The sequence below is a fragment of the Isoptericola sp. NPDC055881 genome, from assembly GCF_053615895.1.
Genome location: NZ_JBSHCR010000094.1, coordinates 1 through 12,352, shown reverse-complemented (window position 1 = coordinate 12,352; position 12,352 = coordinate 1). Strand labels below are relative to the sequence as shown.

General features: G+C 72.3%; 10 protein-coding genes. 7 read left to right on the top strand and 3 right to left on the bottom strand.

Translation table 11 applies throughout. From position 1 onward, the window contains the following. Window positions 1–67: 67 nt before the first annotated feature. Both ACWGKI_RS19205 and ACWGKI_RS19200 read right to left on the bottom strand, forming a co-directional pair. Window positions 68–553, bottom strand: coding sequence for a Dps family protein (locus tag ACWGKI_RS19205; RefSeq protein ID WP_380245032.1), 486 nt, complete (start codon window positions 551–553; stop codon window positions 68–70). A 117-nt stretch (window positions 554–670) separates the two neighbouring features. After that, window positions 671–1,606 (bottom strand): alpha/beta hydrolase family esterase, encoded by a 936-nt coding sequence (locus tag ACWGKI_RS19200; protein ID WP_452189157.1) that lies wholly within the window; start codon window positions 1,604–1,606, stop codon window positions 671–673. Between the two features lie 66 nt (window positions 1,607–1,672). Here ACWGKI_RS19200 and ACWGKI_RS19195 point away from each other — a divergent pair, with 66 nt between their 5' ends. Further along, on the top strand, window positions 1,673–2,071 hold the full coding sequence (locus ACWGKI_RS19195) for a hypothetical protein (RefSeq protein ID WP_380245034.1): 399 nt from the start codon (window positions 1,673–1,675) through the stop codon (window positions 2,069–2,071). A gap of 184 nt (window positions 2,072–2,255) precedes the next feature. On the opposite strand, the gene ACWGKI_RS19190 is transcribed toward ACWGKI_RS19195, so the two are convergent. Then, entirely contained in the window at window positions 2,256–4,487 is a 2,232-nt protein-coding gene (locus ACWGKI_RS19190) for an NADP-dependent isocitrate dehydrogenase (protein WP_452189155.1), read from the bottom strand. Between the two features lie 157 nt (window positions 4,488–4,644). Between ACWGKI_RS19190 and ACWGKI_RS19185 the strand changes: the two genes are divergently transcribed. From ACWGKI_RS19185 to ACWGKI_RS19160, 6 genes are all read left to right on the top strand, one after another. Then, window positions 4,645–6,195 (top strand): RNB domain-containing ribonuclease, encoded by a 1,551-nt coding sequence (locus ACWGKI_RS19185; protein ID WP_452189153.1) that lies wholly within the window; start codon window positions 4,645–4,647, stop codon window positions 6,193–6,195. Window positions 6,196–6,535: 340 nt separating this feature from the next. Next, window positions 6,536–8,287 carry an ABC transporter substrate-binding protein gene (locus tag ACWGKI_RS19180; protein WP_452189151.1) on the top strand — a complete coding sequence of 584 codons (1,752 nt, stop codon included), beginning with the start codon at window positions 6,536–6,538 and terminating at the stop codon, window positions 8,285–8,287. Window positions 8,288–8,440: 153 nt separating this feature from the next. After that, on the top strand, window positions 8,441–9,433 hold the full coding sequence (locus ACWGKI_RS19175; protein WP_380245478.1) for an ABC transporter permease: 993 nt from the start codon (window positions 8,441–8,443) through the stop codon (window positions 9,431–9,433). Continuing rightward, the gene (locus tag ACWGKI_RS19170; RefSeq protein ID WP_452189148.1) at window positions 9,426–10,493 is read left to right on the top strand and encodes an ABC transporter permease; all 1,068 of its coding nucleotides are present in this window, start codon (window positions 9,426–9,428) and stop codon (window positions 10,491–10,493) included. The genes ACWGKI_RS19175 and ACWGKI_RS19170 overlap by 8 nt, the downstream gene beginning before the upstream one ends. Beyond that, window positions 10,490–11,416: an ABC transporter ATP-binding protein gene (locus tag ACWGKI_RS19165; RefSeq protein ID WP_380245480.1), complete on the top strand. Its 927-nt coding sequence runs from the start codon at window positions 10,490–10,492 to the stop codon at window positions 11,414–11,416. Before ACWGKI_RS19170 ends, ACWGKI_RS19165 begins: the two co-directional genes overlap by 4 nt. After that, window positions 11,413–12,240, top strand: coding sequence for an ABC transporter ATP-binding protein (locus ACWGKI_RS19160; protein WP_452189146.1), 828 nt, complete (start codon window positions 11,413–11,415; stop codon window positions 12,238–12,240). Before ACWGKI_RS19165 ends, ACWGKI_RS19160 begins: the two co-directional genes overlap by 4 nt. Window positions 12,241–12,352: the final 112 nt, after the last annotated feature.

Here is a 12,352-nt window from a genome sequence, read left to right as displayed (position 1 = left end):
GTCCCCGGGAGGGGGCGCGCCGTCGTCGTGATCGCTGCCGGGCCGTCGAGGCTCGGCCGGCCCGCCGTCAGACCTCGTGGTTCTCCGACGAGATCATCCACGCCTGCTTCTCCAGGTCGGTGATGATCTCGTGCAGCAGGTCGGCCGACGTCGGGTCCTCCGCGTCGACGTCGTCGTGCACGTCGCGCGCGACCTCGACGGTCTGCGCGACCCGCTCGACGATCGCGTCGACCGTGTCGTCGACGGACACGAGGCCCGCGGGATAGGGCGACAGGTCCGTGGTGGTGGCGACGGTCTCCGTGCGGCCGTCGGGCACGGCCTGCAGCGCCCGCAGGCGCTCCGCGACGGTGTCGCTGTGCTCGCGTGCGACGTCGACCAGCTCGTCCAGCTGGAGGTGCAGGTCGCGGAACCCGCGGCCGGTCACGTTCCAGTGGGCCTGCTTGCCCTGGACGTGCAGGTCGACCAGGGCGACCAGCACGCGCTGCAGGTGGGCGCGGAGCTTGTCGGACGCCTCGGCGCGGGGGGTGCTGCGCTTCATCGTGGGAGTGGTCATGGGGAACCTCGCTTCCGTTGACGATCGCTGTCTTGAACCGTTCCAGGCTAGTAAGCCTTCCCGCCCCTCGCCAGGAAGGGCAGGCGAGCCTTCGCCCGCGGTCGTCCCGGCCCGAGGTCAGCGCGTCCCGGTCGCGACGTCGAGCACCGCGGTCGCGAACGCGGTGCCGAGCGCGGGGGAGTGGTCCGCCCCGGCGATCGCCCACAGCTGGACCGAGGTGCCGTCCGCGCACCCGGCCCAGGTGGTCACGGTGGTCTCGGCGCCGGGGACGGCGGTGTCGAGGTCGCGCAGGCCAGGGGCGGTCAGGGGTGGTGCCGGGCAGTCGTCGAGACGCGCCCAGGCGGCCGCCGACGCCGCTGCCCCCGGGTACGCGTGCCCCTCCCGGCGCCCGCCCGCTGCGCGGATGACCGGGTCGTCGGTGCCGTGCACCTGCACGACGCGCACCGGGCGCGACGGCCGGCAGGCGCGGCCGTCCGCGGGCATGGCGCCCGCGAGCGACACCACGGTGGAGACGAGGTCGGCGTGGTCGCACGCCGTGCGGTAGGCCATGAACCCGCCGTTCGAGTACCCGACCACCGCGACCCGGCGAGGGTCGACGGCGTAGGTCGTCGCGAGGGTGCGCACCACCAGGGCGAGGTACGCGGAGTCGTCGACGTCCGCCCGCTCGGCGCCGCAGCAGGCGTCGCTCGCGTTCCAGAACCGTCGTCCGTCGGGTCCCGTGGTGCCCTCGGGGAGGACGTAGAGCGCGCCGCGCGCGGCGGCCTCCTCGCGCAGCCCGAGCAGGTCGTCCACGCGGGCGGGGTCGGAGCCGAAGCCGTGCAGGACGACGAGCAGGGGTGCGGGGCAGGCGGGGTCGTACCCGGGCGGCACCTGGACCTGGACGGGGCGTCCGCCGACGTCGACGGTGCCCGCCGCGCCGGCCGGCAGCGCCGCGGCCGCCGCGAGCACCACCGGGCGGTCGGGGCCCGGCCGGGCACCCGGGGACCCGCAGGCCGCGAGGAGCGCCAGCGCCAGCGCGACGAAGGTCGCCACGATCGAGCGGTGCGCCGGCATGCCCACGATCCTCGCGTGCACGGCGTGCGCGGCATAGGCTGAAAACCTTGCGGAGGTGGTGCTCCGATGACGTGGCAGCTGGCGCTCATGACGACGTCGCTCGCTCTGGTCGCGACGGTCGCCGCCCGGTCGTGGCTGCGCTCGCCCGCGCACCGTGACGCCGTCGTGCGCCGGGCTCGCCGCCGTCGTGCCCCGACCGACGACCCGCTCGTCACGCTCACGGTCCAGGTGCGGCTCGGCGAGCTCGCCCGCGAGCTGCGTGCGATCGACGACGACCCGCAGGTGTACGCCCGCGCGCACCACGCCCGCGCCGCGCAGGAGGCCTACGACGCCCTGCTGCGGGAGGCGTGCCGCCTCGCCGGGCTCGGCGTCGTCGACCTGCCGATGCGCGCCGGCGAGCGGGCCGAGTCTGCCGAGCGGCTGCGCGAGGAGCTGGAGCTCAGCTCCCGCGGCTGGTCCTGGTAGCCGCCGAGGTAGTCCACCTGGGGCCGAGGTAGTTCCCGAACCCGTGAGTTGGTACGCGAAGAGCCGAGGTAGCTCCGCCTCGCAGGGTGGTGCGGGCCACCTGCTCGGGGGAGCTACCTCGGCTCTACGCGTGCTACCTCGCGGGGTTCTCGACTACCTCGCGGGGTTGTCGACTACCTCGGCGTCAGAGGGCCTCGAGCGCCGTGTTGAACGTCGCGGACGGACGCATGACCGCCGCGGCCTTCACCGCGTCGGGGCGGTAGTAGCCGCCGATGTCGGCCGGCGACCCCTGCACGCCCACGAGCTCGGCCACGATCGTCTCCTCCTGCTCGGCGAGCGACGCGGCGAGCGGGCCGAACGCGGCGGCCAGCTCGGCGTCCTGCGACTGGGCGGCAAGCTCCTGGGCCCAGTAAAGCGCGAGGTAGAAGTGCGAGCCACGGTTGTCGATGCCGCCGACGCGGCGCGTGGGCGACTTGTCCTGGTCGAGGAACGTGCCCGTGGCGCGGTCGAGGGTGTCCGCGAGCACCTGGGCGCGCGCGTTGCCCGTGGCGGTCGCCAGGTGCTCGAACGACGCCGCGAGGGCGAAGAACTCGCCGAGGGAGTCCCAGCGCAGGTAGTTCTCCGCGAGGAGCTGCTGCACGTGCTTCGGCGCGGAGCCGCCGGCGCCGGTCTCGAAGAGGCCACCGCCGTTCATCAGCGGCACGACCGACAGCATCTTGGCGGAGGTGCCCAGCTCGAGGATCGGGAACAGGTCCGTGTTGTAGTCGCGCAGCACGTTGCCCGTCACGGAGATCGTGTCCAGACCCTGGCGGATCCGGGCGAGCGAGAACGCCGTCGCCTCGGCCGGCGCCATCACGTGGATGTCGAGGCCGTCGGTGTCGTGGTCGCCCAGGTACTCCTCGACCTTGGCGACGAGCTGTGCGTCGTGGGCGCGCTGCGCGTCCAGCCAGAAGACGGCGGGCGAGCCGGTCGCGCGGGCGCGGTTGACGGCGAGCTTGACCCAGTCGCGGATCGCGACGTCCTTGGTGGTGCAGGCGCGCCACACGTCGCCCGTCTGCACGTCGTGGCTCAGCAGCACGTCGCCGGCCGCGTTCACGACCTCGACCGTGCCGTCGGCGGGGATCTCGAACGTCTTGTCGTGCGAGCCGTACTCCTCGGCCTTCTTGGCCATGAGGCCCACGTTGGGGACGGAGCCCATCGTGGCCGGGTCGAGGGCGCCGTGCGCGCGGCAGTCGTCGATGACGGTCTGGTACACGCCGGCGTACGACGAGTCGGGGATGACGGCGAGCGTGTCGTGCTCCTGGCCGTCGGGGCCCCACATGTGGCCGCCGCCGCGGATCATCGCGGGCATGGAGGCGTCGATGATGACGTCCGACGGCACGTGCAGGTTCGTGATGCCGCGGTCGGAGTCGACCATGGCGAGGGCCGGACCGTCGGCCAGGCCCTGCGCGACGGCGGCCTTGATGGCCTCGCCGTCGGGGAGGGTGTCGACGGCGGCGAGGAGGCCGCCGAGGCCGTCGTTGGGGGAGATGCCCGCGGCCTTGAGCTGGTCGCCGTACTGCTCGAACAGCGCCGGGAAGAAGGCCTGCACGACGTGGCCGAAGATGATCGGGTCGGAGACCTTCATCATCGTCGCCTTGAGGTGCGCGGAGAACAGCACGCCCTCCGCCTTGGCCCGCGCGACCTGCTCGGCGAGGAAGGTGTTCAGGGCGGCGACGGACATGAACGTCGCGTCGACGACCTCGCCCGCCTCGACCCGGAGGCCGTCCTTGAGGACGGTCGTCCCGGCCGGCGTGACGAGCCGGATGGTCAGGGTGTCGTCGGCGGGGACGACGACGGACTTCTCGTTGGAGAAGAAGTCGTCCTTGCCCATGGTCGCGACGTTCGTCTTCGAGTCGGCCGACCAGGCGCCCATGCGGTGCGGGTGCGCCTTGGCGTAGTTCTTCACCGAGGCGGGGGCCCGGCGGTCCGAGTTGCCCTCGCGCAGCACCGGGTTGACGGCCGAGCCCTTGACCTTGTCGTACCGGGCGCGCACGTCCTTCTCGGCGTCGGTCTGCGGGTCCTCGGGGTAGTCGGGGACGTCGTAGCCCTGCGCCTGCAGCTCGGCGACGGCGGCCTTCAGCTGCGGCGCCGACGCCGAGATGTTCGGCAGCTTGATGATGTTGGCCTCGGGCGTGGTGGCGAGGGCCCCGAGCTCGGCGAGGGCGTCGCCGATGCGCTGGTCGTCGCTCAGGCGCTCCGGGAACTGGGCGAGGATGCGACCGGCCAGGGAGATGTCGCGCGTCTCGAGCGTGACCCCGGCCTGCGCGGCGTACGCCTCGACGATCGGGAGGAACGAGTACGTCGCGAGCAGCGGCGCCTCGTCGGTGTGGGTGTAGATGATCGTGGCGGCCTCGGGCCGGGACTCGGTGGTCATGCGGCGATGCTCCCTAGGCAGGGCAGTGATGGACGAGAGATTGTTTGACATCAAGATATCTGCCCGCGGCGGAGCCTGTCGAAAACGGGACGCACGCCATACCCGCCCGGCGGCCCCTCCGCGCGCGGCCATGGCGGGGCGCCGTTACGGTCGAGCCGTGCCGACGCGTCAGCTCCATCTCGCCCAGGCCGGACCGGCCGAGGTCGCGGGCGCCCTCGCCGCCCTCCGCGCGGAGGTCGGGCTGCCCGCCATGTTCCCCGCCGCGGTGCGCGAGGAGGCCGAGGAGGCCGCGAACGACGGTGGCCGAGGCGCGGTCGACGGCGGCCACGCCAGCCAGGCCCGCCAGGACCGCCGCGACGTCGAGCTGGTGACGATCGACCCGCCCGGCTCCATGGACCTCGACCAGGCGGTGCACGTCGCGTCGTCGGGCCGGGGCTACATCGTGCGGTACGCCATCGCGGACGTGGCGGCGTTCGTGCGTCCCGGGGGCGCGCTGGACGCCGAGACCCACCGGCGGGGGACGACGGTCTACGGCCCGGACGTCCGCACGCCCCTGCACCCGACCGTCCTGTCGGAGGGCGCGGCGAGCCTGCTGCCCGACGAGGACCGCCCGGCGGTGCTGTGGACGATCGGCCTGGACGCGGAGGGCGAGATCACCAGCAGCTCCGTGACCCGCGCGACCGTCCGCTCGCGCGCCCGCCTCACCTACGGCGAGGCTCAGGCACACCTCGACGCCGGCACCGCCGCGGACTCGCTGTCCCTGCTCGCCGACGTCGGGCGGTTGCGCCAGGCGCGCGAGCGGGACCGGGGCGGGGTGTCGCTGGAGGTGCCCGAGCAGGAGATCGTGCCGCGGCCTGACGGGTCGTTCGCCCTCGAGCTGCGGCGCACCCTGCCCGTCGAGGGCTGGAACGCGCAGATCTCGCTCCTCACCGGGATCGCCGCGGCCGCGATGATGCGCGAGGCCGGCGTGGGGCTGTTCCGCACCCTGCCCCCGGCCGACGACCGGGACGTCGCCCGCCTGCGCCGTACCGCCGCCGCGCTGGGCATCGACTGGCCCGACGAGGTCTCCTACGCGCAGCTCGTGCCGGCCCTGGAGTCCCGGCGTCCGGCCCACGCGGCCTTCCTCGCCGAGGCGACGTCGCTGTTCCGCGGGGCGGGCTACCTGGCGTTCGGGGTGCCCGGGCCCGACGGCGGGGCGCCGGTGGCGCTCCCGGCCGACGCCCGGCATGCCGCGATCGGGGCCGAGTACGCCCACGTCACGGCGCCGTTGCGCCGGCTCGCCGACCGCTACGCCACGGAGGTGTGCCTCGCGCACGGGGCGGGGCGCGAGGTCCCGTCCTGGGTGACGGAGGCGCTGCCCGCGCTGCCGGAGACGATGACGACGGCGTCCCGCACGGCCGGCGCCTTCGAGCGGGGCAGCGTGGACATCGTCGAGGCGGCGCTGCTGTCAGGGCGGGAGGGCGAGGTCTTCGACGGCGTGGTCGTCGACGTCCGCGACACCCCGGACGACCGTGCCACGGGCGGTGGTGCAGCGCCCGGCGACAGCGACGCGCGGCGTGGTGAGGTGGAGCGCGGCGAGGTGATGCTGCGCGAGCCGGCCGTGCGCGCCCGCCTCGACGGCCGTGCCCTTCCTCTCGGCGAGCGCGTCCGCGCGACGCTGGCAGAGGCATCGGTGCCTGAGCGCCGGGTGCTCTTCACCCTGCCCTGACAGCCGTCCGCTCCGGCTGACGCTGCTCGCGCCCGTCAGGGCGCGTCGACGCGCTCGGTCGACGCGCCTCCTCACGCGAGGGCCGCCTGCGCGCGCGCCCCGTCCGCGCCCCCGCCGCTCGCTCGCGCGCGCCCCGTCCGCGCCCCTGCCGCACCGCGCGCTCTGGTCTCGCCGTGCCCGGAGGCCGCTCGCGACCCAGATGACGTTTTGATAACACTCCTGCCTTATAACGATTCATGCTCTAGCGGAGGTCCCAGAGGTATTCGTTAAGGTTCCTGCCCTACGGCCATTGCGGTATCACCGCGGCGCGACGGAGCGCCGCCGACCGGAAGGACCCACGATGAACCGACGTACGACGCGAGGCCGGTGGCTGACGGCGGCCGCTGCCCTCACGAGCGTGACCCTCCTCGCCGCCGGGTGCTCCGGTGCCGCCGAGGGCGACGACGACGGCGGCGGCGCGACCGGCGCCCCCGCGGCCGAGGCCCATGCCACCGACCGAGAGCTCGTGATCTGGGCCGGCTCCCAGACGCCGATCACGGCCAACTTCAACCCCTACGCGGTGGGCGTGCTCCACCTGGCCAACGGCGGCATCTACGAGACGCTGTTCGCCTTCAACAAGCTCCAGGACGTCGACCCGACACCGATGCTGGCCGAGTCCTCCGAGTGGAACGCCGACGGCACCGAGCTGACGGTGAAGCTCCGCGAGGGCGTGCAGTGGAACGACGGTCAGCCGTTCACCGCGGACGACGTCGTCTACTCGTTCACCAACGACACCGCCAAGCCGTCCTACCTCAAGGACGCCGTCGCGAAGGACGCGTCGACGGTCGTGTTCTCGTTCGACGCCCCGGCGTACGCGAACGAGTTCGCGATCCTCGGCAGCACCTACATCGTGCCGAAGCACGTGTTCGCGGAGCACGAGAAGGACTCCGGCAAGGACGCGGACGGCAACGCCCTCCAGGGGCTCGTCGCCTGGGCCAACGCCGAGAACCCGGTCGGCACCGGCCCGTACCTGGTCGACTCCACCTCGAACGCGGCCTACACCGCCAAGGCGAACCCGGACTACTGGGGCGGCAAGCCGAAGGTCGCCGCGCTGCGGTACGTCGGCATCGACGCCAACCAGTCGGCCGAGGACCTGCTCACGACCGGCCAGATCGACTGGTCGACCATGTTCGTGCCCGACCCGGAGCGCGTCACGGCCAGCGGCGCCTACGGCTACGTCAACACGCCCGTCGACCCCACGGTGCTGTACACCTGCGCCAACGCCGACCTCGGGTGCGAAGGGGACCAGACGGACGTCGCCGTCCGGCAGGCGCTCAACGTCGCCATCGACCGCAAGGCGATCAACGACAAGGCCTTCGTCGGCCTCGCCAAGGAGATCTCGCCGACGTTCGCCCTGCTCGGCCGCGACGACAAGTGGATCGCCGACGGCATGCCGAAGGAGTCGCCGCAGACGGCCGACGCCGCGGCGGCCGCGACGATCCTCGAGGACGCCGGCTACACCAAGGACGCCGACGGCTTCTACGGCAAGGACGGCAAGGCGATCGACCTGACGCTGACCTCCGTCGACGGCTGGACCGACTACAACAGCGCGGCCAAGCTCATCGAGGAGCAGGCCAAGGCGGCCGGCATCAAGGTCACCGCGTCCACCATCTCGTGGAACGAGTTCGCCGACGCCCGCGTGTCCGGCGACTTCGAGCTCATCATGGGCGGCGTCGTCGGCACCTCCATCGCCGACCCGTTCCAGATCTACCGCGAGTGGTTCACGGGCGACTACACCCAGAAGGTCGGCACCGCCCTCGAGCCCGGCGAGTGGAACTTCTCCCGGTACGACGACGCCGACGTGAACGCGGCCGTCCAGGCCGCCTCCGAGACGAACGACGAGGCCGCCAAGAAGGAGGCCTACGCCACCGTCCAGGAGCACATCGTCGAGGACCTGCCGTACATCCCGCTCGTCGTGAACGCCTCGCAGACCTTCTTCAACACGAGCGCCTACGCCGGCTGGCCCACGGACGACGACATGTACATGTTCCCGCCGTCGTGGCAGGGCCCGTCCTCGGGCGTCATCCTCGGCAAGCTCGGCGGCGTCGAGTAAGCCGTCCACGCGACCGGGCGACTGGCGGGCACCCCCGCCCGCCGGTCACCCGGTCCCCGCGCACCCGCGCCGGCACCACCAGCACCACGACGACGTGACGCACCCACCGAGGAGGAGCCGCATGCCCGCGAACCCGAAGGGCGGCCCGACCCCATGAAGTTCTACCTGAGGCGGATCGCCTTCTACGCGGTCACCCTCTGGGCCGCCATCTCCCTGAACTTCTTCATCCCGCGGCTGCTGCCGGGTGACCCGTTCACGATCCTCATGGCCAAGCTGCAACGTGCCGGGGACGTCTCGGAGAGCACCCTCAACAGCATCCGGCTCCTCCTCGGGGCCAGCGAGGACCTCAGCCTCGGGGAGCAGTACGTCCAGTACTGGAAGAACGTCCTCACCGGAGACCTCGGCGTCTCGGTGACGAACTTCCCGACGCCCGTCACCCAGCTCATCGGCGACGCGCTGCCGTGGACCCTCGGGCTGGTCGGCACCGCCACGATCATCTCCTTCGTGCTCGGCATCGGGCTCGGCGCGTTCGCCGGCTGGAAGCGCGGCACCTGGGTGGACGGCCTCGTCCCGAGCACCACGATGCTGCAGTCGCTGCCGTACTTCTGGGTCGCCCTCGTCCTCATCTTCGCGTTCGCCGTGAACCTCCAGTGGTTCCCGATCATCGGCGCGTACGACGTCTTCCACTTCAACGGCCCCGAGTGGAGCTGGGCCTTCGTCGGCTCCGTGCTCTACCACGCCTTCCTCCCCGCCGTGACGATCGTGATCTCGTCCGTCGGCGGCTGGCTGCTCGGGATGCGCAACATGATGGTCTCCACCCTGTCGGAGGACTACGTCACGACCGCCGAGGCCAAGGGCTTGCGACCCCGCCGCGTCTTCACCACCTACGCCATGCGCAACGCGGCACTGCCGTCCCTCGCCGGGTTCGGCGTCTCCCTCGGTTTCGTCGTCGCCGGCTCCCTCGTCATGGAGCAGGTCTTCACCTACCCCGGCGTCGGCAAGCTCATGATCACGGCGGTGCGCAACAACGACTACGCGCTGATGCAGGGAGTCTTCCTCGTCATCACGCTCGCGGTCCTCGCGGCCCTGTTCCTCATGGACCTCATCTACGGCTTCCTGGACCCGAGGACGCGCCACCATGACTGACACCCCCACCACCACCGCCGACGTGACGCCCGCCGACGCGACGCCCGCCGTCGCCACCGCGCCGGCCCCGAGGTCCGCCGTGCGCCAGATGATGCCCACGATGTCGGGCAAGCTCCTCGCCGGGCTGCTCCTCGTCGGCGCGATCGTGCTGTTCGCGCTCGTCGGCCCGCTCGTCACGCAGGACCCGCACAGCTCGGCCAACGACCCGATGCTGCCGCCGCAGCCCGGGCACTGGCTCGGCACCACCAGCCTCGGCTACGACGTGCTCGCGCAGCTCGCCGAGGGCGCTCGCGGCTCCCTGCTCGTCGGGGTGACCGCAGGGCTCATCGCCATCGTCCTCGCGCTCCTGTTCGGCGTCGTCGCCGGGTACGTGCGCGGGTGGACGGACGAGGTCCTGTCCCTGATCACCAACATCATGATCGTCATCCCCGGCCTGCCGCTGATGATCGTGATCGCCAGCTACCTCCAGGTGCGCAGCACCCTCCTCGTCGCCCTCATCCTCGGCGTGACCGGCTGGGCGGGCGGGGCCGTCGTGCTGCGCTCGCAGGCGCGGTCCCTGCGCGTCCGCGACTACGTCTCCGCGGCCCGCGTCGCCGGCGAGAAGACCCCCCGGATCATCCTCGTCGAGGTGCTCCCCAACCTGCTGCCGCTGCTGGCGTCACAGTTCCTGTTCGCCATCGTCCTGTCGATCCTCGGCGAGGCGGGCCTGTCCTACCTGGGCCTCGGACCCAACGGCGCGATCACCTGGGGCACCATGCTCAACGAGGCGCAGGGCGGCAGCGCGCTCTCCCGCGGCGCCTGGTGGTGGTTCGTGCCGCCGGGCCTGATGATCGCCCTCTTCGGCACCGGGCTGTCGCTCGTGAACTTCGCCATCGACGAGATCGTCAACCCGAAGCTGCGGCTCGCGCCCGCCGCCGCCAAGAGCGTCCGCGAGGCCCGCCGGGCCGGCCGGGACAGGCTCGGCCGCGGCTCGGCGGTGCCCGCCACGGCGTCGGCTCCCGGGGGCGACGCGCCCGACCCGCAGGACTCGCCCGGCCAGAAGGAGAGGGTCGACGTATGACCGCCGCCGCCACCACGACGGGGCCCCTCAGCTCCGCGGCCCACGCCGCGCACGTGGCCGGGCTCGAACCCGTGCTCACCGCACGGCACGTGACCATCGAGTACGAGGTCGACCCGCCCGTCCAGGCCGTGCAGGACGTCTCGCTGACCCTGCACCGCGGCGAGATCCTCGGCCTCGCCGGAGAGTCCGGCTGCGGCAAGACGACCCTCGCCTACGGACTCAACCGGCTCCTCAAGCCGCCGGCGATCCTGCGCTCCGGCGAGGTGACGTTCCACGACGCCACCGGCACGGACATCGACGTCGTCGGCCTCACCGGCGACGCGCTCCGGGCGTTCCGCTGGGACAAGGTCTCCATGGTCTTCCAGGGCGCGATGAACTCGCTCAACCCGGTGATCAGCGTCCGCAAGCAGCTCGGCGACGTCCTCACCACCCACCGGCCCGAGCTGGGCAAGAAGGAGCGGGCCGCACGTTCCGCAGAGCTCCTCGAGCTCGTCGGCGTCGACCCGTCACGCCTCGACAGCTTCGCGCACGAGCTCTCCGGCGGCATGCGCCAGCGCGTGATGATCGCGATGGCGATGGCGCTCAACCCGCAGGTCATGATCATGGACGAGCCGACGACCGCGCTCGACGTCGTCGTCCAGCGCGGCATCCTGCGCGAGATCATGCGGCTGCGCGAGCGGTTCAACTTCGCCGTCGTGTTCATCACGCACGACCTGCCCCTGCTGCTCGAGATCAGCGACCGCATCGCCGTCATGCGCGCCGGCGAGATCGTCGAGCTCGACACGGCCGAGGTGATCTACGCGCGCGCCCAGCACCCGTACACGCGGCAGCTGCTGAGCTCGTTCCCGAGCCTCACCGGCGACCGTGGCTCGTTCGTCCGCACCGGCGTCCCGCAGGCCGCCACCGAGGGGGAGGCGTCATGAGCAGCCTCGAGGTCCGTCACCTCGTCAAGGAGTTCAAGGTCCGCAACGGCATGAGCAGCACCCGGCTGCGGGCCGTCAACGACGTGTCGTTCACCCTGGAACCGGGCAGGACCATCGCCCTCGTCGGGGAGTCCGGGTCCGGCAAGTCGACCGTCGCCAAGATGATCTCCCAGCTCGAGACGCCCACCACGGGCGAGATCCTGCTCGACGGCGTCCCCGTCGCGCGGCGGGGGAAGGCCCTCGCGTCCTACCGGCACCAGGTGCAGATGGTCTTCCAGGACCCGTTCGCGTCGCTCAACCCGTACCACACCGTCGCCCACCACCTGGAGCGGCCCCTGCGTCTGCACGGCGTCGCCAGCGGCGCGGCGCTGGAGCCCGCGGTCCACGACCTGCTCGAGCGCGTCAACCTCACCCCTGCTGCGCTCTACGCCGTGAAGCGGCCGCACGAGATGTCCGGGGGGCAGCGGCAGCGCGTCGCCATCGCCCGAGCCCTCGCGCCCGGCGCGCGGTTCCTCGTCGCCGACGAGCCCGTGTCCATGCTCGACGTGTCCATCCGGCTCGGCGTGCTCAACCTGCTCGCGAGGCTGCAGCGCGAGGAGAACCTCGGCGTCCTCTACATCACCCACGACCTCGCCACCGCCCGGCACTTCAGCGACGAGATCATCGTCATGTACCGGGGCGACGTCGTGGAGCGGGGGCCGTCCGACCAGGTCATCCTCGACCCGCAGCACGACTACACGAAGACGCTGCTCGCCGCAGCTCCCGAGCCGTCGCGGCACGGGCGGCTGCGAGCGGAGGTGCGGGCGGAGCTCGCTGTCCGCTGACTGGTGGTCGCTGTCGCGCGCTGTGGTCGCTGTCGCGCGGGTCGGAGGCTTCTTCGCGCGGACGCGTTCACGGGCGCCAGGGCGCCCTCCACTTCGGGAGGGATACGTCCTG

Excerpts from the sequence above, each read along its gene's own strand:
- ACWGKI_RS19180 (WP_452189151.1), top strand. The coding sequence starts at position 6,536 with ATGAACCGACGTACGACGCGAGGCCGGTGGCTGACGGCGGCCGCTGCC.
- ACWGKI_RS19200 (WP_452189157.1), bottom strand. The coding sequence starts at position 1,606 with ATGCCGGCGCACCGCTCGATCGTGGCGACCTTCGTCGCGCTGGCGCTG.
- ACWGKI_RS19190 (WP_452189155.1), bottom strand. The coding sequence starts at position 4,487 with ATGACCACCGAGTCCCGGCCCGAGGCCGCCACGATCATCTACACCCAC.
- ACWGKI_RS19165 (WP_380245480.1), top strand. The coding sequence starts at position 10,490 with ATGACCGCCGCCGCCACCACGACGGGGCCCCTCAGCTCCGCGGCCCAC.
- ACWGKI_RS19160 (WP_452189146.1), top strand. The coding sequence starts at position 11,413 with ATGAGCAGCCTCGAGGTCCGTCACCTCGTCAAGGAGTTCAAGGTCCGC.
- ACWGKI_RS19170 (WP_452189148.1), top strand. The coding sequence starts at position 9,426 with ATGACTGACACCCCCACCACCACCGCCGACGTGACGCCCGCCGACGCG.
- ACWGKI_RS19205 (WP_380245032.1), bottom strand. The coding sequence starts at position 553 with ATGACCACTCCCACGATGAAGCGCAGCACCCCCCGCGCCGAGGCGTCC.
- ACWGKI_RS19175 (WP_380245478.1), top strand. The coding sequence starts at position 8,441 with ATGAAGTTCTACCTGAGGCGGATCGCCTTCTACGCGGTCACCCTCTGG.
- ACWGKI_RS19195 (WP_380245034.1), top strand. The coding sequence starts at position 1,673 with ATGACGTGGCAGCTGGCGCTCATGACGACGTCGCTCGCTCTGGTCGCG.